The following is a 20,820-nucleotide window of genomic DNA, read 5'->3' as shown; positions in this document are numbered from 1 at the left end:
ACCCGTCTGTCCTTGTTCACTCGGCCGATGGCACTGGGCTGCCATCACACGATGGATTGCGAGGCGAGCGCCGGGTTGTCCAGCAGCTCGGCCAGGATGCGCACGCCGCGCGCCACCTCGTCGCGGGTGGTGGGCATGCACAGGCCGACGCGCACCGCGTGCGGGGCGGAACCGCGGCCGACGGCGAAGGTGTCGGCGTTGATCACCAGCACGCCGCGCCGCCGCGCCTCCGCCACGAAATCGTCGCGGCGCCAGGGTTCCGGCAGCACCAGCCACAGATGCTCCGACGCCGGGTCGCCGCACACCGCCGACCGGGGCAGGATGGAGCGGGCGACGCGCTGGCGGGCCGCGTCCTCCTCCCGCTGGTGGGCGGCGAAGCGGTCGGCGCTGCCGTCCAGGATCCAGCGGGTGGCCACCTCCGACGGCAGGGCGGGGGCGGAGTAGTGCAGGGAGCGGACGGTGGATTCCAGCGCCGCCATGATGCGGGGCGGCGCCACCATGTAGCCCACCCGCAGCCCCGCCGCCACGCTCTTGGACAGGCTGGTGATGAAGATGGCGTTGTCGGGGTCGATGGCCTGGATCGGGCGCACGCCGGGGGTCAGGAAGCCGAACACGTCGTCCTCCAGGATCACCACGCCGTGGCGGCGGGCGATGGCGGCGATCTCCATCCGGCGCGCGTCCGGCATCACGGAGGCGGTCGGGTTGTGCAGGGTCGGCACCGTGTAGAGCGCCTTGGGCGCCAGCCGGCGGCAGGCCTGGTCGAAGGCCTCGGGCAGCAGCCCGTGCTCGTCCATCGCCAGCCCTTCCAGATGCACGCCCAGCGTGGCGCACACCGTCTTCATGCCGTAGTTGGTCAGCCGCTCCGTGACGATCACGTCGCCCGGCCGCGCCACCGCGGCCGTCGCCACCGCCATGCCGTTCTGCGCGCCGGTGGTCAGCAACACCGACTCGGCGGTGGCCACCGCCCGGTGCTGGCGGGCCACCCACTGGGCGCCGGCGGCGCGGTGGGCGGGCAGGCCGGCGTGCGGCGCGTAGTTGATCAGCGGTCCGAGCTGGCCCGACGCGGCGATGGCGGCCAGGGTCGAGGCCAGCGCCTGCGCCGCCTCCTTCTGCTCGGGCTTCACCACCGTCATGTTGATAATGGACCCGGGCTCCGGTGCGGGAGTCCAGCGCAGGGGATCGGGCGCCTCCGACGGCGTGCCGCCCAGCACGAAGGTGCCGCGTCCGACCTCCCCGCCGATCAGGCCGCGCTTCTCGGCCTCCGCGTAGGCGCGCGTGATGGTGCCGACGGTGACGCCCAGCCGGTAGGCAAGGTCGCGGTGGGTGGGCAGCCGCGTGCCGGCGGCAAGCCGCCCGCCGGACACGTCGTCGGCCAGCGCGTCGGCGATCGCCCGATACCGCGGGCCGTCGCGCGCCTCAAGGTCCGGAGTCCAATTTGTCATGGTGACAATTTCGCATTGTTCGATCTTTGTTGCAAGACATTCCATGGGTACGCCGCGATCCGGACCGGCGGAATTGCGTCATTGTGCCGCATCATGGTCCTTCGGCGCACGGAATGGCCGGGGACAGGGCGACACTGATGTCCGGAAAAGCCCTGCATCGAACCTCCGTGTGCGCCGGATCCAGAAATGAAAAAGCGGCTGATGATGCGCCTTCCGTCGGAAACATTCTGGAATGTCTGGCATTTTGCGGGCGTTTGAAAGCTTTTATTAGGTAACTAATGCATATCATGCATGTATATGTTCTTGGATTTGTAAGATGTGTTCTATTCCATATCGGATATTGACTCGAAAATGTTCGGTGCCAGAGTAATCGAGCGCCGACACCGAAAGATTTCCGATACATCATCGGGAGCGGTTCAGGCGATATACAAAGGGAGACCATCATGGACAGCGAACTGAAGCTCTGCGAGCGCGACGACGTTCGGGACGAGCGTGCGGACACCGATGTGATCGCTGAGAGCGTCGAGGAGATCATCAAGGAAGACAATCTTCCCTGATCCTCGCGGGGGAGCCGGGGGCATCGGTCCGATGCTCCCGGCGACCGCGGGGACACCCCTTCCCGGAACGCATGCGGATCCGGGATTCGGTCGCTCGACTGGTTGGACCGGTGACGTGCTGGAGTGGCGACATGGCGACGGACATTCTGCTGATCAATCCTCCCTACCGCATGGTTGCCCCCTTCACCTACGACCGGTACGAGCAGATCGATCCCCCGAGAAATCTGGCCATTCTCGCGGCGTGGCTGGAAGCGTCGGGCGTTCGGGTGGAGATCCTCGACGCGCCCGTGTTGGAACTGTCGTTCGACGACATCGCCCAGGTCATCCGCGAGCGGCGGCCCAGGATCGTCGGCATCACCAACCGGTCCACCTCCACCTTCCCCATGGTCCAGCGGGTGGCGTCCATGGCGAAGTCGGTGGCGCCGGAGGCTCCGGTCATCGTCGGCGGCACCTATGTGTCCTGGCTGCCGGAGGAGGCGCTCGGCACGTGCCGCGACATCGATTACCTCGTCGTCGGGGAGGGGGACACCCAGACGCCCGAGCTGGTCGCCCGGCTCCTCGCCGGACGAAGCGTTCACGATGTCGCCGGCTTGGCCTATCGCGATCCGAAGTCACCGAAGCGGATCATCCGGACCCCGCCCGCGCGCGTCGTCGAGACTCTGGACGAGATTCCGTTCCCCGCCTATCACCTTGTGCCCATCGAAAAATACGTGGCCCGTGGCGAGCGCTACATCCTGTCGCTGACCCGCGGCTGCGTCTTCCATTGCGAATACTGCACGTCGTCGTTCGAACGCGGGCGGGTTCGCAGCCACAGCGTCGCGACCGTCATGTCCGAACTGCGTTGGGCCTACGGCAAGGGTTTCCGATACTTCTACTTCTTCGACGACATCCTCACGGTGGACCGCGAGCGGATCGTCGAGCTGTGCGACGCCATCGTCGAGTCCGGCCTGAGCTTTCCCTGGCACTGCCTGACCCGAAGCGAGTATGTCGACGAGGATCTGCTGCACCGGATGAAGGCGGCGGGTTGCGACCGTATCGCCTATGGCGTGGAAAGCGCGAGCGCGTCGTCCCTGGCGTCCTTCCGCCGGCGCGTGAAGAAGACGCGCGAGGCCTTCGCGCTGACCCGCAAAGCCGGTATCCGCTCCATCGCCTTCGCGGTCTTCGGGTTTCCGGGGGAAAGCTTCGCGGACCAGATCGCGACCATCCGCTGGTTGCGTGAACTCGATCCCGGCATGGTGCGCGACTTCACCTACAAGCCCTACCCCGGCACGCCCCAATACGCCGATCCGGAGAGATTCGGCATCCAGATCTCGGATCGCAACTTCGTCCGCTGGTCCCAGCAGGATGAACCCGTCCATCGCACCACGCAACTGAGCGAGGAGGAGATCATCGAGGTCCGTGTTCTCTGCAGCTATATCTTTCGCAGCAAGGGCCAACTGCAGGACGGTGTCCGCTATCGTCGCAAGAAGAAGGTCGTGATGTTGCGGGTCGAAGACGGTGCTCTCATCTACAATCATTACAAGGCGGATGAGGAGCGTCGGGTCGATCTTTATCTGAACTGCCTGAAGGTGAGCGCGTTGTACTTCGAGGTGATGCTCCACTGCGATGGATACCACAATGTTCCTGCCATCACCGGGATCGTCGCCAGACTGTTCGACCTGGACGGCGACACCGCGTACCGCAAGGTGCGCGACGTGGTCGAGCACGCCAGCCTGCATGGCATGCTGGAGGAGATGCCGGCCTTCGCCCCCGCCATGCCCGACGGTCTGGACGCCCTGCCGGATGGCGGGGAGGATGCCGTCCATCGTCCGGCCGAGGACCGCATCCTGTCCGCGTCCGGGCTTGTCTGAGGCCGATCCGGCCGTCCCGCGTCGGCGCCGACGAACCAGCGTGAGAAGACCATGACGAACCTGCTTGCCGATGGCTTTCGGAAACGGACGGGGATTGTTCTGGTCGCCGCCGCCGCCTTGCTGTGGGGCACCGGCGGGGTGGTCGCCAAGATGCTGTTCGGGATGACGGAGATCACGCCGCTGACGGTTGGATTCTTTCGCCTCGCGCTGTCCGTGCCGGCGCTGGTCCTGGTGGGATGGGTCTTGTTCGGGCGGGACATCCTGCGCACGGACGGCGTGCGGTCCGGCCTCGTGGCGGTGAGCGTCGCCATGGCGTCCTACCAGGTGTTCTATTACGAGGCGGTGCATCGCGCCGGCGTGGCGGTGGCGACGCTGGTGACCCTGTGCTTGGCCCCCGTCCTGGTGGCCTTGCTGTCCGCCCTCTGGCTTCGTGAGCCGTTCACGGCCAACGTCGCGCGCGCCCTGGCCCTGGCCCTGGCCGGCACCGCGATGCTGGTCGGTTTCCCCGCAGGCGACGGGGCGACGTCGCTGTCGGGAATCGCCATGGCGGTCGGGGCCGCCGCCAGCTACGCGGCGCTGACGGTCGCCGGCCGGTCCATCGCCGGCCATTGCCACCCCGCCCGGACCATCATCGTCGGTTTCGGCGGCGGGGCGTTGCTGCTGCTGCCCTTCGCCCTCGCGCAGGGGCTTGGCCTTGCCTATCCGGCACCGGCCTGGTCCCTGCTTCTTTATCTTGGCCTGGTGCCGACGGCGCTCGCCTATGTCCTGTTCTTCACCGGCATGCGCACGACTCCGGCCACCGTCGCCAGCATCCTCAGCCTGATGGAACCGCTGACCGCGACCGTGCTCGCCTGGGCGGTCTTCGGCGAGCGGCTCGGCCTGCTCGGTCTGGCCGGCGGCGCCCTGCTGCTCGGTGCGCTGCTCATCCTGGTCGGCGGCGCGAAGCGCAGTGCCGCCGCGTAGCGCCATGGGGGACGATGATGCCTGATCCCGCCGGAAAGGCTCCTCTGCGCTGGGACGCGCACGCCTGCGTGCCGCTGTCCCCCGTGCCGCCGTCCGCCGGGGCCGACCTGGAGGTGCTCGACCGGCACCGCCGCGCCGGATTCACGGTCGTGTCGCTGAACGTCGGCATGGACATGACGCCGCCGCGGCAGGTCATCGACACCATCGCGCGCTTCCGGCGCTGGCTGGAGTGCCGTTCCGACCGGTTCGTGCTTGCCCGCTCCGTCGAGGATGTCGCCGCCGCCCATGGAACCGGGCGGCTGGCGGTGGTGTTCGATGTCGAGGGCGCCGCTCCCCTGTTGTCGGACGAGTCGCTTGTGCAGCGCGCCGCCGGTCTCGGGCTCCGGCAGGCGGCCCTTGTCTACAACCGGAACAACGCCGCCGGGGGCGGGTGCCACGACGACGACGAGGGGTTGACGCGGCGCGGACGATGCTTCCTCGCCGCCCTCAACGCCGCCGGCATCGTCCCGGACTGCTCGCACGCCGGGGAGCGGACGTCGCTGGACGTCATGGAGGCGTCCACCACGCCGGTCGTCTTCTCCCACGCGAACGCGCGGGCGCTGGTCGATCACCCGCGCAACGTCACCGACCGTCAGATCGACGCCTGCGCGGCCACCGGCGGGGTCGTCGGCGTCTGCGGATTCGACCTGCTTCTCGGCCGACGGGGAGACGCGGTGCCGGCGATGGCCGAGCATGTGGATCACATCGTTCAGCGCGTCGGGCCCGATCACGTGGGGCTCGGACTCGACCATGTGTACGAGGCCGGTGCCGATCCGTTGCCGCCCGGCATCGATCCGGCCTACTGGTGGCCTCCCGACGCCGGGTATGGCGGAGCCTGGACCGGCAGCCCGCCCGACGTGGCCGACGCGCTGGCCGAGGCGTTGGCCGCCCGTGGCTATGGCGCCGCCGCCGTCTCGAAGATCCTCGGCGGCAATTTCCTCGATGTGGCGCGCCGGACCTGGAGGGTGGGGCCGGCCGCAGCCGCGGCCGGGTGCGGTGCGGGGGCGATCGGCACCGGCTGAAACGCCAAAAGGCCGCCTTGCGGGAAGGCGACCACGGCGTTGTCGGCGGTGCTTGTTAAAACTGGAGCGGGCGAAGGGATTCGAACCCTCGACCCCAACCTTGGCAAGGTTGTGCTCTACCCCTGAGCTACGCCCGCGCTCCGTTCCGCCTGTCCCCTGGAAGGGTCCGTCCGGCGGCGTGGGCGGGACTATACTCATCGGCCGGAGCAATGCAAGGGGCATGTTGCGGATTTTCGCGGGCGCTGGACGGGCGGCGATGGCGGTGATAAAGCCGATGCATGCACGGGTCCACGCACGACGACACGCCGCTGCCCACCCTGCCGGACGAGCTGCTCGCCCGGCTCGACGCGCTAGGCATTCCGGCGGTGACGCACCGTCATCCCCCGCTCTTCACGGTGGAGGAGAGCAAGGCGCTGCGCGGCGACCTGCCGGGTGGCCACTGCAAGAACCTGTTCCTGAAGGACCGCAAGGACCGTTACTGGCTGGTGGTGGCGCTGGAGGATGCGGCCGTGGCGCTCAACAGCTTCGACCGGGTGATCGGCTCGGCCCGGCTGTCCTTCGCGTCGGCGGAGCGGCTGTGGCAGGTGCTGGGGGTGCGGCCGGGCTCGGTCACCCCCTTCGCCCTGGTCAACGACCGCGAGCGGGTGGTGAACGTGGTGCTGCAGAAGGCCATGTTGGAGCACGACCCGCTCAACTACCACCCTCTGTCCAACGACCGCATGACCGCCATCGCGCCGGCCGACCTGCTGCGCTTCATCCGTGCCTGCGGGCACGAGCCGCGCATCGTGGAATTCGGATGACGCCCGCCGGCGGCCGGGGCACGGCCGGGGTTGTCCGGACGCCCGCGCCTCCTCATCTAACCACCCAGTCCGCAACGGGGTAAGCAACCGCCATGTTCTCGTTCCCGAACTCGAAAAACGGCCCCGCCGCCGCCGGTGCGGCCTCCGACCTGGTCAAGGACGGCACCGATCGCACCTTCATGGCCGACGTGATCGAGGCGTCGCGGACGGTCCCCGTCATCGTCGACTTCTGGGCGCCCTGGTGCGGCCCCTGCAAGCAGCTCGGCCCGATCATCGAAAAGGCCGTGCGCGCCGCCAAGGGTGCGGTGAAGCTGGTCAAGATCGACACCGACCAGCACCCGATGATCGCGCAGCAGCTCCGCGTGCAGTCGATCCCCGCGGTCTACGCCTTCTTCCAGGGCCGCCCGGTGGACGGCTTCGTCGGCGCCCAGCCGGAATCGCAGATCAAGGCCTTCATCGACCGGCTGGTGAAGCTGGGCGGTGCGGCGGGCGGCGAGGGCGACCTGCTGGAGGACGCGCTGGCCCAGGCCAAGGAGATGCTGGACGCGGGCGACGTCGCCACCGCCGCCGACATCTACGGCCAGATCCTGGAAGCCGAGCCGGAGAACGCCGCCGCCTACGCCGGCATGGTGCGCTGCCTGATCGCCGCCAAGGAATACGCCCAGGCCAAGCGGATGATCGCCGACGCCCCGGCGTCTCTCGCCAAGGACAAGGATCTCGCCGCCGCGAAGAGCGCGCTCGACGTGGCCGAGCAGGCGCAGAACGCCGGCCCCATCCCCGAGCTGATGGAAGCCGTCGCCCGCGACAAGGACAACCATCAGGCGCGCTTCGACCTTGCCATGGCGCTGTTCGCCGCCGGAAAGCGGGAGGCGGCTGTGGACGAGCTGCTGGAGATCGTGCGCCGCGACCGCGCCTGGAACGACGAGGGTGCGCGCAAGCAGCTCGTGAAGTTCTTCGAGGCGTTCGGTCCCACCGACCCGCTCACCATCCAGACCCGCCGGAAACTGTCGTCGATCCTGTTCCGCTGACGTGGGCGACCTAGGTTGTTGGGCATGAGCCCGAACCCGTTCGACCCCACCTTCGACCGCCTGCCGCGGACGCTGCCGATCTTCCCTCTGCCGGGGGTGATGCTGCTTCCGCGGGCACGGCTTCCGCTGAACATCTTCGAGCCGCGCTATCTGGCGATGGTGGAGGACGCCCTGAAGGGCGATCGCAACATCGGCATGATCCAGCCGCTCGACCCCGCCAGCCGGGCCAAGGTGCCGCCGGTGTACGAGACCGGCTGCGCCGGCCGCATCACCAGCTTCCAGGAGACCGACGACGGGCGCCTCCTCATCACCCTGACCGGCGTCTGCCGTTTCCATGTGCTGAGCGAGCTGGAGACGATCAACGGCTACCGCCGCGTCCATGCGGGGTGGGAGCGCTTCGCCGGCGACATGGTGGAGGAGCCCGGCGGCGGCATCGACCGCGACCGGATGCTGGCGGGGCTGAAGAGCTATTTCCGCACCCAGGGCATCTCCGCCAACTGGGAGCACATCGAAGGCACGCCCGACGAACGGCTGGTCAACTCGCTTGCCATGATCTGCCCCTTCGCCGCCAGCGAGAAGCAGGCGTTGCTGGAGGCCCCCGACCTGACGGAGCGCGCGACGCTCTTGATCGCGCTGATCGAGATGGCCATTCTCGATGCCCGTGACAGCGACCAGGCGGCTCAGCGCCACTGACCGCGTTCCGCCCTGACCATTCGAGGCCCCATGACCGCGTCCCCCACCGACGACAAGGCGACCGAGGGCAAGGCTCCCGCCCGCGTCGATCCCAAGCTGCTGGAAATCCTCGTCTGCCCGCTGACCAAGGGGCCGCTGCGCTACGACTCCGAACGGGCCGAGCTGGTGAGCGAGCGGGCAGGGTTGGCCTATCCCATCCGCGACGGCATTCCCATCATGCTGGTGGACGAGGCGCGCAGCCTGGACGACCGGCCGGGGCACAAGGGCTGACATGACCGGCACCGGCGACGACGGGTTCGACACGGCCCACTGGCCCGTGGAGATCCGACTGAAGTCCGAGGAGAAACGGCTGGAAGTCGATTTCGACAACGGCCGCCGCTTCTCCTATCCCGCGGAGTTCCTGCGGGTGGTCAGCCCCTCGGCCGAGGTGCAGGGGCACGACCCCTCCCAGCGCCAGACCGTGCCGGGCCGCCGCCACGTCGGCATCATGCGGCTGGAACCGGTCGGCAACTACGCCGTCCGCATCGTCTTCGACGACATGCACGACACCGGCATCTTCTCCTGGCGCTATCTCTACGAGATCGGCGAGAACCAGGAGAGCCTGTGGGCGCAATACCTCGCCGAACTTCAGGCCAAGGGCTTCAGCCGCGACCCGCCGCGGCGCGGCTGACGGTCCGGGTGACTGGGGCGGAGTCCGATCATTCCGGTTCATGGCCAACGGTGGTGACGTAAGCGCGACAATCATCGGATGTGATGGCGTTACGGGCACGCTTTCCTGGCGTTCCTTGGCCAGTTCTGCGAAAGCCATCACTCGCCGACCGGGCGGGGTCGACGCGCTGCAGGGGCATGTCCTGATCAAGCCCGCGGCTTTCGAGTCATGGTTCCCACCCGCGCAGCGCGACGTGGTGTTCGCGTGGGTGGAGCGCCCCGGCTGCCTGATCAGGGACGAGGGACGCGGCTCAGGGACGAGCGACGTCGCGTCCGAACACTCCAGTGGCCGATCAAGGGCATGGAAGGGCGCTGGCGCCACGATGGCGTCAGGGCAACGCTGATCGAGTAACGGGATGATGGCGTCGGGTGGGCTGCCGGATCCTTGGCGGGACCGGCTGTCCGCCGGCGCGGATCATGAAGGCCTAAAGGCCCGCCGACGATGGCGAAACGGCCGTCAAGCCCTTGAAATCCTTGGTGCCCCAACCCGGAATCGAACCAGCACGCCCTTTCGGGCAACAGATCTTGAGTTGGACTAAAGTCCTTTTTCCCGAAGGATCCCTGGATTCCCCCGGATGGATTCTGATCGCCTTTCCAAGGTGGTGGTCGTTGTTCGGCATGTCGGGGCATGTCCCGGAATGTCAGGAAAATTCGCCGATGTGCTTCCGCGGTGCTCCCGCGGTGCTTCCGGATCCGGGCGGGAATCATGCAGGCGAGGATCACCAAGAAGCTGGTCGATCGGACGAAGCCGCGGGACACGGACCTCTGGATCCGGGCACCGATCTGAAGGGGTTCGGCCTCCGCGTCACGCCCAGGGGACTGAAGACCTACCGGGTGCAGTACCGGATGGGCGGCCGGGACACGCCGACCAAAAAGTTGAAGCTCGGCCGCCATGGGTCGCCCTGGACGCCGGACAAGGCGCGCACCGGGGCTGCGCTGGGAGGATGTGGACCTCGAGCAGGGGCTCCTTCGTATCCGCGACGGGAAGGCCGGAGCCCGTGTCCATCCGGTCGGGTCTACCACCGTGGCCTTCCTGTCGGAACGGCCGCGGACCTCCCCGTGGTTCCTGCCGGCCGCGAGCGACCCCGAGGAACCCCTTTCGGCATCGACGCTGGAGCACGCCTGGACGCGCATTCGCGCGCGGGCGGGTCTGCCCGACGTCCGCCTCCATGACCTCCGGCACACGGTCGGCACCTACGTGGGTCAGGCGGGCGCCAACGCCTTCCTCGTGCGCGACAAGCTCGGCCACAAGACGCTCGCCATGACCGGCCGTTACGTCAACCGGGACGCCCGTCCCCTGCGCGACCTTTCGGACCGGGTGGAAAGCCGCGTCATGGGTGCGCTGAAGGCGGGTGCGGACCAGGCGGCGGAAGAAGCGATTGCGGCCTTCGGGGACAATGTGGTGGCGCTGCCGAAGCGCCGCGGGCGCCGGCCGGCGGGGAGAGTGTGACCCGGCAGCACTGCCGGGGGAGACCGGGTGGCTCCCATCCCTTGAGCCACAAAGCCGAATCGGCATGGAATCGAGGGGTTTGCCGGAACAGCGTCGCGGCGGCCGCATTCGGTTCCGTTCCGCTCTTCATGCTGACAACGAACCCTTGCGAATCAATGATCCGGGGGATTTGAGCACTCCTGGGGTTTTGACGCGCACCGGAGCGCTCGAACGAAAAGAACAGCAGCGCAATACAGCATAAGCATTGCCGTGAGACCATCGCTGCCGAGACCGCTGGCGTTGGTATGGGGTTGATGAAATCTGGCAGAATGTGGCGGATTCGGCTGTCCATGTGAGGAGCGCAGAACGCAGGTCCGGCATCGCTTCGCAGACGTTCATACTCCTGTCACCATTTCACCCGTGAATTGAGAAAGAGATTGATGATCATCGACTTTTCGTGACACGCGCGCTAATTCTCCCTGGATACGTGTGGGGGGCGGCGCACCATGGCGGCGTTGGTCGGGTTCGTGGCGAAGGGGATCCAGTCCTGGATCACCTCCGGAGGCAAGCTGCGGGATATCGCCGGCGGCAGCGATCTGGTCGAGGAGATTCCGGGCCGCGTCCGTGACGACATGATGAAGGCTTGCCGGGCGACCTCCGCCGGGTCGGGGGAGGGGGTCACCATCCTGTCCACCGGGGCGGGCGCCTTCCGGCTGCTGGTGGCCGACGACGGCGCCGCCGCGCGCATGGTCCGGCTTCTGCCGCTGATGATCGCCGAATGGGCGCCCGGGCTGCGTTACGGATTGGCCTGGCACGAACTGGCGGGGGACCGGCCGACGGCCAGGGAGTTCGACGCCTTCGAAAATGAGCTCAGGACCGATGGCGGCCTTGCCGGGCCGGTCCTGCCGCCCGCCACCCCCTTCACGCTGCGCGCCCAACGCACCGGCGAGCCGGCTGTGGACGATAAGGAGCGTGACGACGACGGCGTGCAGGGACCGGAGGCGGTGGACTGCTCGATGCGGCGGCGGCGCGATGCGGCCGGCGGGGGCCGGGCGTCGGTGTTCAAGACCCGCCTGTTCCCCGATATGGCCGGCGACTTCGCCAAGGACGTCGATGTGATCGTCGGCGACGGCCGCTACATGGCGGTGCTCCACGCCGATGGCAACGGGTTGGGGCAGCTCTTCATGGCGATCGGCAAGGACGAGTCGCTCGGCGCGGAGGACCGCACGCGCCTGCTTCGGGATTTGTCGAATGCGGTCAAGGAAGCGACGGAAGAGGCCTTCCTGGCAGCTTTGCACGACATAGTTCGCGACGTGGCAACCCGGAAGACGATTCCCGTGCGGCCCATCGTGCTGGGTGGCGACGACGTGACGGCTCTGCTCCCGGCCCGCGACGCGATCCGTTTCACCGAAACCTTCCTGACGCGGTTCGGGATCGAAACCGGGGAGCGGTTGAAGGGTCTGAAAAACAGCCCGGTCTACATCCCCGACCGGCTGACCGCCTGCGCCGGCATCGCCTTCGTGAAGGCGCATTACCCGTTCGATCAGGCGCACACGCTGGCCGAATCCCTGTGCAGGTTCGCCAAGGCGGGGTCGCGGCGGGGGGAGGGGCGCACCCTGGCGTCGCTGGCCTTCCACCGTGTGACCACCACGCTGGCCCGGGACTTCGCGGGTGACATCGTGGCGCACGACCTGAGCCAGCGCGTCGATGACGAGCTCCGGCTGCTGACCATGGCCCCCTACCGGGTGCCGGAGGGCGATGGCGAGGTGCCGGACGGCAACAACGACGAGGGGCATACACCGCTCGCCCGTCTCCGCGACCTGCTGCGGCTGGCGGATGTGGTGGACCGGCTGCCCCGCGGATCCTGGCGGGAATTGGCTGGGCTGGTCCGCGAGAACGATGTGCTGGCCGCCGCCCGCTACCACCGGCTGGTCGAGGTGATACCGAAGGAGGCGGCGCACGACCTACGGAGCGCCCTGTCGGCGCTCGGCTGCGCGCCGCCGCGCCTGTGGACGTCGAAGGGAACGAAGGAGCGGCCGGCGCGCTCGCCCATGCTGGACGTCACCGCTCTGCTGGCGGCGACCGGGCGCGGCAAGGGTGCCGGTGAGGAAGCGGAGGAGGCGGTGCCATGACGACCACGGCCGTGCTGGTCTTCGACATCCGGTCCTGGTGGCATGTGGGCACCGGCATGGGGCTGAGCGCGCAGATCGACGCCTCCGTCTCGCGCGACGCCCTCGGCCTGCCGGTGCTGCACGGCAAGGCGGTGCAGGGGCTGGTGCGCGAGGCGCTCCAGCAGGCCGCCGAGTTCGGGCGCATCCCGCCCGACGCCCCGCTGTGGTTCTGCGGCTCTCCGCCGCCCCGGCCGGGCAAGGGACCCGATGACGACGGCAGCTTCCGCCGCCAGCGGTTCAACACCCGAATCGGGCACGCCGTGTTCGACAACGCGACGCCGCCCGACGCGTGGCGCGCCGTCGCCGCGGCAGGCGGTGGGGCGGACCGCGTCGCCGGCCTGTTCCAAGCACTCCACGCCACCGCCATCGACGACCAGGGGCAGGCCAAGGACAAGACGCTGCGCGCGGTGGAGGTGACCGCACCGCTCACGCTGCGCGCCCGGGTGGCGGTGGCCGAACCGCCGCCCTGGCTCGACGAGCCCGCCTGGGCCGGGATGGACTGGCCGGCGGTTCTGGCCCGCGCGCTGCCGCTGATCCGCGGGTTGGGCGGGCACCGCAGCCGTGGGCTCGGCCGCGTCCGGGTGACTCTGGAGGTGCCGGACGCGGTGGCGGAGACGCCCGCAACGCGGCCCGCCGCCGCAGCGGACGGCACGGTGTGGATGCGGCTCGACCTGCTGGGGGACACCATCCTGTCCGCCCACAGCGGCACCGCTGGTCAGCACGTCTGCCTCGACCACATCCCCGGCGCGGTGATCCTGGGGGCGCTGGCGCGCCATTATGAGGAGTTCCAGAAAGAGGGTACGGCGTGGGACGTGTTCCACAGCGGGCGGGTGTCCTTCGGCTGCGCCTACCCGCTGATGGCCGACGGGCGGGCGGCACTGCCGGTGCCGCTGTCCTGGCACGGGGAGAAGCTCGGTGCGCGGGGCGCGGTGCACGACCTCTCCGCCGGCGAGCCGAACGGGCAGCCGAAGCAGATGCGCGAGGGCTTCATCGGGCTTGCGTCGGGAACCGAGGCCGGGGCGGAGAGGGCCAAGCCGACCCGGCGCTTCCGCCGCATGACGGCGATGGACCGCGAGCGTGACGGTTACGCCCGCTCCGGCGCGCTGTTCGGCTTCGAGTATCTGACGGCGGGGCAATCCTTCTGGTTCGTCCTGACCATGGCGGGCGTGCCGGAGGCCGTGCGGGCGAAGGTGGTGGAGCGGCTGACCGCGGCGGACATCCGCATCGGCAAGTCCCGCACCGCGGAGTTCGGGCGCGCCCGGATCCGCCCGATCGATCGACCGCCCGGCCTGCCGCTTTCGGGCGCCGTCGATCCCGGCGGGCCGGTGGTGGTCTATCTGCTGAGCGACACCGCGTTGATCGACGAGGCGACCGGTACACCGGTCACCGAGCCCCGGCCGGTGGATTTCGGGCTCCCCGCGAAGGATTGGTCGCTGGACCGCAAGCGCAGCTTCCTGCGGGTGCGCGGCTACGCCCCGGTCAACGGCCACCGCCGCGCCTTCGACCTGGAGCGGCAGGTGATCGTCGCCGGGTCGGTGCTGGTGTTCAAACGCTGCAAGGATGGGCCTTCGGCCGATCCCGCCGAGGTCGAACGCCGCGCGCGCGAAGGGGTGGGGCTGCACCGGCAGGATGGGCTGGGGCGCATCCTCGTGAACCCGCCCTTCGTCGGGGTGCGGGCGGCATGGACGGTGACGGAGGGTGCCGCGGAACGGCTGGCGGTGGCCGGCGACGACGCCGCCCTCGACGGCACGGCGGAGGGGCGCTGGCTCGACCGCCGCTTTGCGGAGCGGACGCTGCCGCCGCTCGCCAACGAGCACGCGCAGGACTACGAGCGGTATTTCCAGGCGCTCTACGCCCATGCGGAGAAGGAGGCGAGACTGCGCCCCGACGCGCTGGGCGGGCCGTCGCGCGCGCAATGGGGCACCATCCGGCAGTCGGTCGCCCACGCCCGCACCCTTGAGGAGTTGAGGTCCATCCTGTTCGACCGCGACCACGGCGTGTGCAGCAGCGGCGTCGCCGCGGCGCGCTGGTCGTTGGACTGCCCCTTCGACGTGCGCGGGGGCGGCTTCGGACGGACGAGCTTCGCCGACCTGCTGGGTGACCTGATCGAGCCGAAGACGCTGCACCGCTGGCTGGCCGACGCCAGGCTGGCGGACCCGGCCGGGGCCGATCCCGCCGGGCAGCCCCTGGTTTTCGAGCTGGGCCGCATGGTGCTGACGGCGCTCGCCCAGCGCATGCCGCGCCTGCTGGCGCAGGGGCGCGTCCCCGCCGATCGGCCGAAGGGGAAGGAGGCCGCCGATGTCCGCTGATCCGACCAGCCCCCGCAGCTCCTGGCCGGTGCGCCACGTGGCGCGGGTGACCATCCGGTTCCTGACGCCCTTCGCGGTGCGCAGTGGGCGCGGCGACCTGTTCTCCGACAGCGTGTTCGTCACCGACGCCAACGGCCTGCCCGCCATCCCCGGCACCAGCATCGCCGGCGTTCTCCGCCACGCCGCGGCGGCGGCTCTGGGAGACGGGACGGTCGAGCGGTGGGACCCCGATTCACAGAAGACCGTTTCCCTGAAAATGGTGGAGCATCTGTTCGGGACCGCGGCGGCGAAGGACCGCGACGCCGGGTTCGGCTCGCGCCTGGCCGTCTCGTGGGCGGCGATCCACGGTGCAGACGACCGCCCGGTGGACGGGCTGCGCGACCCCTATGGCCCCATTGCCGAGGACCCCGTGCTGGAGAACGCGCGGGCCGGGGTGCTGCGCGACCATGTGCGCATCGACCACCGCGGCGGCCCCGCCGATCGCGGCAAGTTCGAGGAGACGCTGGTCGCCGCCGGCCACCGCTTCACCGTCGAGCTGGTGCTGTCCGGGACGGCGGAGGATGAGTCCGTGATGGACAGGCTGCTCGGCCTGCTGTCCTGGCCCGGCCTGCGGCTGGGGGCCGGCACGCGGCGCGGCCATGGCGCCTTCGCGGTGGTGGCGGTGCGGCGGGGCGCCTTCGACCTGCGGGACGAGGCGCAGTTCGACGGCTTTTCCGCCCTGCCGGTCGATCTCGGCGATCCGGGGCGGCTCGGGGCCGCCGACCTGCCGGCGCCGGTGATCCCCTCCGGTTCCGTCGCCATCGTGCTGGAGGGCTTCGGGCCCCGCGACCGCTGGCTGTTCGGCGGTGGCGTTGCGGAGACGGGCGAGGATTTCGCGCCGGTCGCCGAGCAGCTGGTGACCTGGGAGCCCGCCCGGTCCGGCGGCTGGGCCGGGAGGGTCACGGCGCAGCCCGTGCATGTCGTTCCGGCCTCCGGCATCAAGGGGGCGCTGGCCCACCGGCTGTCCTGGCACCGCAACCTGCTGGCGGCGCGGCGCGGCGCCGTCGCCTGGGCCACCGAAAGGGACGGGCCGGATTCGCCGACGGTGACGGGCGCGGAGAATCCGGCGGTGCTGGCGCTGTTCGGGCGGGTCAAGAACAAGGACGGGGAGGGGCGCGCCGGCCGGTTGCTGCTCGACGACCTGTTCCTCACCGATGGCGCGGTGCGCTCGGCCGGCGTCTTCCATGTGTCGCAGGACCGCTTCACCGGCGGTGCCCGCCGCGGCCGGCTGTTCAGCGAACGGGTGCTGGAGCCCGGCCCGCGGCTGGACGAATACCGGATGACCCTGATGCCGCGCCCGAAGGAAGCCGATCCGGACGACGAAGCGGAGTCCCTGGCGCGGGAGGCCGAGGCGCTGGACGCGCTGGCCGCCACGCTGGTGGATCTGCGGCGCGGCCGGCTGTTCTTCGGCGCCGGCTCCAGCCGCGGCAACGGCCGCTTCGGCTGCACCGGCCTGCGCGTCGAGGGGGAGGGGGAGTTGGCGGACGGCTTGCGCGCCCGGCTGGCGGCGCTGGGCGAGGGAGGCGGGGCGTGACCGACAGCGACGATTTGCGGGTGCTTCAGGACTTCCTTCGCGCCAACGGGTTGCCGGCGACCGCGTGGCGCTCCGTGCGCTGCACCTTCACGCCCACGCACATCGACCACAAGGCGGCGGACGACAAGGTCACCGGCTTCGCCGGGCCGTCCGGCTGGGTCAGCCGTACCGACCGCAATGCGCTGTACCGGGACGGTGGCTGGACGCCGGAGCAAGGCACCAGCCCGATCCTGGCCGCCGAACTGCTGATGGCGGACGGCCGCAGCGTCAGCCTGCGCCACCTGGACGGCGACCGCTGGCTGTGCGTCGAGGCGGTCGAGCACGCCGGCGGCGATGCCTTCCTCGCCCGCGATGTCGAATACCTGTCCGTCCTGAAGGATTTGAGGCTGCGCTACACCGTCTATTGGCGGCAAGACGGCGACCGCTACCGCCCCGTGGCGTCGCGCTTCACCGGTTTCGTCGCGACGACGGGGAAGGAGTAAGGCCATGCCCGCACCCTATCGCGGCCCCTCCCGCGCTCCGCAGCCGCCGCGCCGTGGTGGCCCTCCGGCCCCGGCCTCCTCCCGCCCGGCGGAGGATCTGCGCCTCACCGCACCCTACGCCTTCGTGCCGATCAACGAGCGGGTGTATCTGCCGGACTGGCACGACCGCGTGTCGCACGAGATCCCGTTCGAGGACGGGTTCTGCGGCCGTTTCTGGATCGAGGTGACGGCGCGCACGCCGCTCTTCATCGGCGGCGGCGACCCGGAGGAGACGCGCGCCGTCCGCCGCGACCGCAAGAGCAACGAGCGCGCCCCCGACCGCCGCCGCTTCGAGATCGACGGGGAGCCGGCGATCCCGGGATCCAGCCTGCGCGGGCTGATCGCCTCGGTGGTGGAGATCGCGTCCTTCGGCAAGATGGGGCCGCGCATCGACCCGCTGCGCTTCTCCTTCCGGGATCTGCAGAACCCGAAGGATTACGTCAGCCACTTCACCGCCATCGACCACGGGCTGCACGCCAAGTCCAAGGCGGGCTGGCTGAGCGTGGACCCCAAGGACGGCACCTGGCGCCTCACCCCCTGCGACTGGTCGGTGGTGTTGCAGGAGGAGCTGGAGGCGCTGCACCGGCGCCGCGGTGCCGGCGGCATCAACCTCGGCGACCGTCAGGGGGCGGTCGAGAAGTACAAGGCGTGGCGCCTGCCGCGGGAGCTGCGCTTCCGCCCCGGTCCCTGGACGGCCGAGGGCGCCTACGCCAAGGGCCGCCACCTGTCGCGCGCGGCGGAGCTCGGTTCGCCCGACGGGGTAACGGGCACCCTGGTCTTCACCGGCCAGCCCGCCCGCCGAGGCGACAAGGGCACCAAGACCAAGGAGTTCCTGTTCCACAGCCCCGCCCCCGAGCCGCTGCCGGTGCCCGACGCGGTGCGCGAGGATTTCGAGTGGGCGCACCGCGACCCCGTGACCGGCGCCCCCAACAAGGAATGGGCACACTGGCGCAAGGAGCTGTTCACCGCCGGCGGCCGCGTCCCCGTCTTCTGGCTGGAGGCGGAGACGGCGGACGAGCAGAAGGCGGCCGACAGCCCCTTCAAGGCCATGGGCCTCGCCATGATGTTCCGGCTGGCCGGGACGGGCACCAGCCTGGACGCGGCGTGGAACGCCTCCCCCCGCCACCGCGACGAGCGGCCCGATCTGGCGGAGTGCGTGTTCGGCTTCGCCGCCGACCGCGCCGGCAAGGACCAGCGCCCGGCCGGGCTGAAGGGCCGCGTGCGCATCGGCCACGGCCGCCGCGTCACCCCCGGCGATCCGCAGGAGGAGCGGCCGGTCGAGCTGGTGCTGATCGGGCCGAAGCCCGCCTTCTACCCCGCCTACCTCGCCCAGCCCGAGCGCGACCCCGCGCCCGGCCCGGCACGGGTGCGGCTGGCGCTGTACGACGACGGCCAGAAGGACCGCCCCTACGGCGCCTACCACACCTGGACCAACCCGGAGGCCAAGCTCCGCGGCTGGAAACGCTACCCCGTCACCTCGCGCACCCGCGTTCCGCCGCCCGACCCGGACGCCCGCAAGGTCGGCAGCCGGGAGGATCCCAACCGCAAGATCGCCACCGGCTTCACCCCCGCCGGCAGCGGCAGCGTGTTCCACGCGCCGGTCGACGTGCACAACCTGCGCCGGGTGGAGCTGGGCGCCATCGTCTGGGCGCTGACCTTCGGCGGCCGGGCCGGCCTCTGCCACGCGCTTGGCATGGCCCGCCCCTTCGGCTTCGGCGCCGTGGAAATCCGCCTGCTGCCCCAGGGCGCCGACCCCGAATACGGCGCCAGCCTTCTGGAGGACAACGCCACCGGCACCGCGCACGACGGCGACGCCGCACTCCGCCTGCTGGAGGCGTGCCGCGACGAGTTCGCCGCCCACATGGACGGCTGGCTGCGCAAGGAGGGCGTGAACGCCCGCTGGCAGGACAGCGACCAGATCCGCAGCCTGCTGGCGACCGCCGACCCCGCCAAGGGCGACGCCGTGGCCGCCAAGGGCGGTCTGGCCCAGATGGCCGACCCCAAGACCTTCCAGAAGGTCAAGAACACCAATCACCGCCTGATCCTCCCCGCCTACCCCCCGGGCGAAGCGGCGGAGCCGCGCGGCGGCGTGGTGGCCGCGGTCAGGCCGGCGCCGGGGAAGCCGGGGGCGGGGCCGGCGAAGGCGGGGAGGAGGACGGGGGTGTATTTCCGCGAGACGGTGATCGTTTTGGAGGAAAGGGGTGACACACTCGTCATCCGGTACGAAGACGACGACGAACGGCTCGAGGTGCCGCGTGCCGACGTGAAGCTTCTCTGAACCCTACCCCACCACCCGCATCCGGTACGCCCCCTGGCCGAAGGTCGTCCGCGCGCCGGCGTGCAGCGCGGTGCCGATGGTCAGCAGGGGGAGGAGGGGGTGCAGGGGGCCTTGCAGGAGGACGGGGCCGTGGTCGCCCTCCATGGGCAGCCAGCGGTCCTGCTTGGCGGAGCCGCGGCGCCAGGTGGTGTGGGTGAGGGCGGTGGTGTCGACCGCGATGCGGTCGGCGGCGGCCAGCAGGGCGCGGCGGTCGGCTTCCACCCCGGCGTCCTGCCAGCGGGCCATGCCGAAGACCCGGTTGGCGAGCGCGCCGACGAAGCCGGCCAGCCCGTGCCGCAGGTCCGCCCCGCCGCGCAAGGATGCGGGCGTCACGAACTCCAGCTCCACCGCGGTGGCGTCGGCGGGCACCGGCAGCCCCTCCGCCGTCTCCACCCGGCGGGTGGTCAGGGTCAGGCCGGGCGTGTCCGGTGCGGCCATGGGGGCGCCGGGGCGGTGGGCGGCCAGGGCGGCGCGGGTGGTCACCACCGGGGCCGCACCGGCCCGGCGGACGGGCGGGGCGATGCCGTGGGCGAGCGCGGCCGACAGCGCCTCCGCCGCCGCCGGCATCCAGTCGCATGCGAAGCCGAACAGGGTCAGCTCCACCAGCAGGTCGCGGCCCGCCGCCTCCGCCCGCAGAACCATCGGTCGCGGCACCGGCAGGCCGCTGGCGATCCTCCCCTGCTCGCGCACCAGCGCGTCATAAGCGCAGGGCGGATCCCACGGGCAGGGCTCGCCGCGCAGTGCCTCCGCCGAGGCGCCGGCCATCAGCGCCCGCTCCAGCGCCCCGCGCACCCGCCCGGGAAAGGCGGTGTCCGCCGCCAGCCCCGCCGCCTCCGCCGCCCGCACCACCACCGTCTGCTGGAACCACCCCGCCGCCAACCCCTCCAACGACACCCACCCCGCCGGTTCCAGCAGCCGTCGGGCGAGCGGGGAAGGGGCGGGGAGGTCGTGCATGGGTGTGGGGCCGTGGAATGTGCCGCGGAAGGCGAGTCGTCACCATCTTCTACCCGTTTTCCACCACCCCGACGAGCCCCCGCCGCGCGACACCGGCGCGCAGGGATGTTGCGCGGCGCGGCCGTGCGGCTTGGGGTTTGTGTCGAATGAGCTGTGGAGGCATGGTCATCATATTGATATTGTTGTGGTATTCGATGGTTTGTTGCCGCCGGTTAACCCTGTTTTGCCGCCGTGGCCGATTCCATCCACAGGGTACGTGGAAAGCGTGCCGAATTTCCCTGTTGCATCAACCGCATGGCAACAGCACTGTTCAGAGGCCATCCGCGTTCGGGAGCGGATTGAAACACGGGGACTTCGCCTGCTCGGGCTGCTGCCCGTTCAGAGGCCATCCGCGTTCGGGAGCGGATTGAAACACGGGGACTTCGCCTGCTCGGGCTGCTGCCC

The 20,820-nt window shown here is 70.3% G+C and carries 17 protein-coding genes, 1 tRNA gene and 1 pseudogene; 16 read left to right on the top strand and 3 right to left on the bottom strand.

The window, feature by feature from the left end:
* Nucleotides 1-44 precede the first annotated feature (44 nt).
* Nucleotides 45-1,442 carry an aminotransferase-like domain-containing protein gene (locus tag HL658_RS13515; RefSeq protein ID WP_180282487.1) on the bottom strand — a complete coding sequence of 466 codons (1,398 nt, stop codon included), beginning with the start codon at nt 1,440-1,442 and terminating at the stop codon, nt 45-47.
* Nucleotides 1,443-2,130: 688 nt separating this feature from the next.
* Between HL658_RS13515 and HL658_RS13510 the strand changes: the two genes are divergently transcribed.
* From HL658_RS13510 to HL658_RS13500, 3 genes are read left to right on the top strand one after another with little or no spacing between them, the layout of a single operon-like run.
* Nucleotides 2,131-3,849, top strand: coding sequence for a B12-binding domain-containing radical SAM protein (locus tag HL658_RS13510; protein ID WP_180282486.1), 1,719 nt, complete (start codon nt 2,131-2,133; stop codon nt 3,847-3,849).
* Nucleotides 3,850-3,900: 51 nt separating this feature from the next.
* Complete coding sequence (locus tag HL658_RS13505; RefSeq protein WP_180282485.1) at nt 3,901-4,812, top strand: DMT family transporter; 912 nt, start codon at nt 3,901-3,903, stop codon at nt 4,810-4,812.
* A gap of 17 nt (nt 4,813-4,829) precedes the next feature.
* A complete protein-coding gene (locus tag HL658_RS13500; protein ID WP_180282484.1) occupies nt 4,830-5,873 on the top strand; it encodes a dipeptidase in 1,044 nt (347 codons plus the stop codon).
* 62 nt (nt 5,874-5,935) lie between these two features.
* Here the strand turns inward: HL658_RS13500 and HL658_RS13495 are convergent.
* Nucleotides 5,936-6,010, bottom strand: a tRNA-Gly gene (locus HL658_RS13495).
* A gap of 141 nt (nt 6,011-6,151) precedes the next feature.
* On the opposite strand from HL658_RS13495, the gene HL658_RS13490 reads away from it, so the two are divergent.
* The 12 genes and pseudogenes from HL658_RS13490 to HL658_RS13440 all read left to right on the top strand — a co-directional run bounded on the left by HL658_RS13490 (nt 6,152) and on the right by HL658_RS13440 (nt 19,383).
* Nucleotides 6,152-6,673, top strand: a complete 522-nt coding sequence (locus HL658_RS13490) for a prolyl-tRNA synthetase associated domain-containing protein (RefSeq protein ID WP_180282483.1) — start codon at nt 6,152-6,154, stop codon at nt 6,671-6,673.
* Nucleotides 6,674-6,765: 92 nt separating this feature from the next.
* Entirely contained in the window at nt 6,766-7,701 is a 936-nt protein-coding gene (locus tag HL658_RS13485; protein WP_180282482.1) for a thioredoxin family protein, read from the top strand.
* Between the two features lie 24 nt (nt 7,702-7,725).
* Nucleotides 7,726-8,394: an LON peptidase substrate-binding domain-containing protein gene (locus HL658_RS13480; protein WP_180282481.1), complete on the top strand. Its 669-nt coding sequence runs from the start codon at nt 7,726-7,728 to the stop codon at nt 8,392-8,394.
* Nucleotides 8,395-8,424: 30 nt separating this feature from the next.
* Nucleotides 8,425-8,664, top strand: coding sequence for a Trm112 family protein (locus HL658_RS13475; RefSeq protein ID WP_180282480.1), 240 nt, complete (start codon nt 8,425-8,427; stop codon nt 8,662-8,664).
* 1 nt (nt 8,665) lies between these two features.
* Nucleotides 8,666-9,064, top strand: coding sequence for a gamma-butyrobetaine hydroxylase family protein (locus tag HL658_RS13470; RefSeq protein WP_180282479.1), 399 nt, complete (start codon nt 8,666-8,668; stop codon nt 9,062-9,064).
* 656 nt (nt 9,065-9,720) lie between these two features.
* Nucleotides 9,721-9,975 (top strand): annotated as a pseudogene (locus tag HL658_RS38165) (Arm DNA-binding domain-containing protein); the annotation flags it as partial.
* A 19-nt stretch (nt 9,976-9,994) separates the two neighbouring features.
* Entirely contained in the window at nt 9,995-10,552 is a 558-nt protein-coding gene (locus HL658_RS13465) for a site-specific integrase (protein ID WP_180282478.1), read from the top strand.
* Nucleotides 10,553-11,037: 485 nt separating this feature from the next.
* Nucleotides 11,038-12,663: a Cas10/Cmr2 second palm domain-containing protein gene (locus HL658_RS13460; protein ID WP_180282477.1), complete on the top strand. Its 1,626-nt coding sequence runs from the start codon at nt 11,038-11,040 to the stop codon at nt 12,661-12,663.
* Nucleotides 12,660-15,011 (top strand): hypothetical protein, encoded by a 2,352-nt coding sequence (locus HL658_RS13455; protein WP_180282476.1) that lies wholly within the window; start codon nt 12,660-12,662, stop codon nt 15,009-15,011. The genes HL658_RS13460 and HL658_RS13455 overlap by 4 nt, the downstream gene beginning before the upstream one ends.
* Complete coding sequence (locus tag HL658_RS13450; protein ID WP_180282475.1) at nt 15,001-16,584, top strand: RAMP superfamily CRISPR-associated protein; 1,584 nt, start codon at nt 15,001-15,003, stop codon at nt 16,582-16,584. Before HL658_RS13455 ends, HL658_RS13450 begins: the two co-directional genes overlap by 11 nt.
* Nucleotides 16,581-17,066 carry a hypothetical protein gene (locus HL658_RS13445; protein ID WP_180282474.1) on the top strand — a complete coding sequence of 162 codons (486 nt, stop codon included), beginning with the start codon at nt 16,581-16,583 and terminating at the stop codon, nt 17,064-17,066. The genes HL658_RS13450 and HL658_RS13445 overlap by 4 nt, the downstream gene beginning before the upstream one ends.
* A 4-nt stretch (nt 17,067-17,070) precedes the next feature.
* Nucleotides 17,071-19,383, top strand: coding sequence for a TIGR03986 family type III CRISPR-associated RAMP protein (locus HL658_RS13440; RefSeq protein ID WP_180282473.1), 2,313 nt, complete (start codon nt 17,071-17,073; stop codon nt 19,381-19,383).
* Nucleotides 19,384-19,386: 3 nt separating this feature from the next.
* On the opposite strand, the gene HL658_RS13435 is transcribed toward HL658_RS13440, so the two are convergent.
* Nucleotides 19,387-20,376, bottom strand: a complete 990-nt coding sequence (locus HL658_RS13435) for a CRISPR system precrRNA processing endoribonuclease RAMP protein Cas6 (RefSeq protein WP_180282472.1) — start codon at nt 20,374-20,376, stop codon at nt 19,387-19,389.
* On the opposite strand from HL658_RS13435, the gene HL658_RS36620 reads away from it, so the two are divergent.
* A partial coding sequence (locus tag HL658_RS36620; protein WP_211109732.1) for a hypothetical protein occupies nt 20,375-20,820 on the top strand: 446 nt, incomplete at its 3' end. The genes HL658_RS13435 and HL658_RS36620 overlap by 2 nt on opposite strands.

The sequence above is a fragment of the Azospirillum oleiclasticum genome (assembly GCF_013423485.1).
GTDB lineage: Bacteria > Pseudomonadota > Alphaproteobacteria > Azospirillales > Azospirillaceae > Azospirillum > Azospirillum oleiclasticum.
Note: the sequence above shows the minus strand (reverse complement) of the source record. Positions and strands in the feature narration are given on the sequence as shown.

Coding starts and splice junctions, on each gene's coding strand:
- HL658_RS13515 (WP_180282487.1), bottom strand. CDS start 1,442: ATGACAAATTGGACTCCGGACCTTGAGGCGCGCGACGGCCCGCGGTAT.
- HL658_RS13510 (WP_180282486.1), top strand. CDS start 2,131: ATGGCGACGGACATTCTGCTGATCAATCCTCCCTACCGCATGGTTGCC.
- HL658_RS13505 (WP_180282485.1), top strand. CDS start 3,901: ATGACGAACCTGCTTGCCGATGGCTTTCGGAAACGGACGGGGATTGTT.
- HL658_RS13500 (WP_180282484.1), top strand. CDS start 4,830: ATGCCTGATCCCGCCGGAAAGGCTCCTCTGCGCTGGGACGCGCACGCC.
- HL658_RS13490 (WP_180282483.1), top strand. CDS start 6,152: ATGCACGGGTCCACGCACGACGACACGCCGCTGCCCACCCTGCCGGAC.
- HL658_RS13485 (WP_180282482.1), top strand. CDS start 6,766: ATGTTCTCGTTCCCGAACTCGAAAAACGGCCCCGCCGCCGCCGGTGCG.
- HL658_RS13480 (WP_180282481.1), top strand. CDS start 7,726: ATGAGCCCGAACCCGTTCGACCCCACCTTCGACCGCCTGCCGCGGACG.
- HL658_RS13475 (WP_180282480.1), top strand. CDS start 8,425: ATGACCGCGTCCCCCACCGACGACAAGGCGACCGAGGGCAAGGCTCCC.
- HL658_RS13470 (WP_180282479.1), top strand. CDS start 8,666: ATGACCGGCACCGGCGACGACGGGTTCGACACGGCCCACTGGCCCGTG.
- HL658_RS13465 (WP_180282478.1), top strand. CDS start 9,995: ATGGGTCGCCCTGGACGCCGGACAAGGCGCGCACCGGGGCTGCGCTGG.
- HL658_RS13460 (WP_180282477.1), top strand. CDS start 11,038: ATGGCGGCGTTGGTCGGGTTCGTGGCGAAGGGGATCCAGTCCTGGATC.
- HL658_RS13455 (WP_180282476.1), top strand. CDS start 12,660: ATGACGACCACGGCCGTGCTGGTCTTCGACATCCGGTCCTGGTGGCAT.
- HL658_RS13450 (WP_180282475.1), top strand. CDS start 15,001: ATGTCCGCTGATCCGACCAGCCCCCGCAGCTCCTGGCCGGTGCGCCAC.
- HL658_RS13440 (WP_180282473.1), top strand. CDS start 17,071: ATGCCCGCACCCTATCGCGGCCCCTCCCGCGCTCCGCAGCCGCCGCGC.
- HL658_RS13435 (WP_180282472.1), bottom strand. CDS start 20,376: ATGCACGACCTCCCCGCCCCTTCCCCGCTCGCCCGACGGCTGCTGGAA.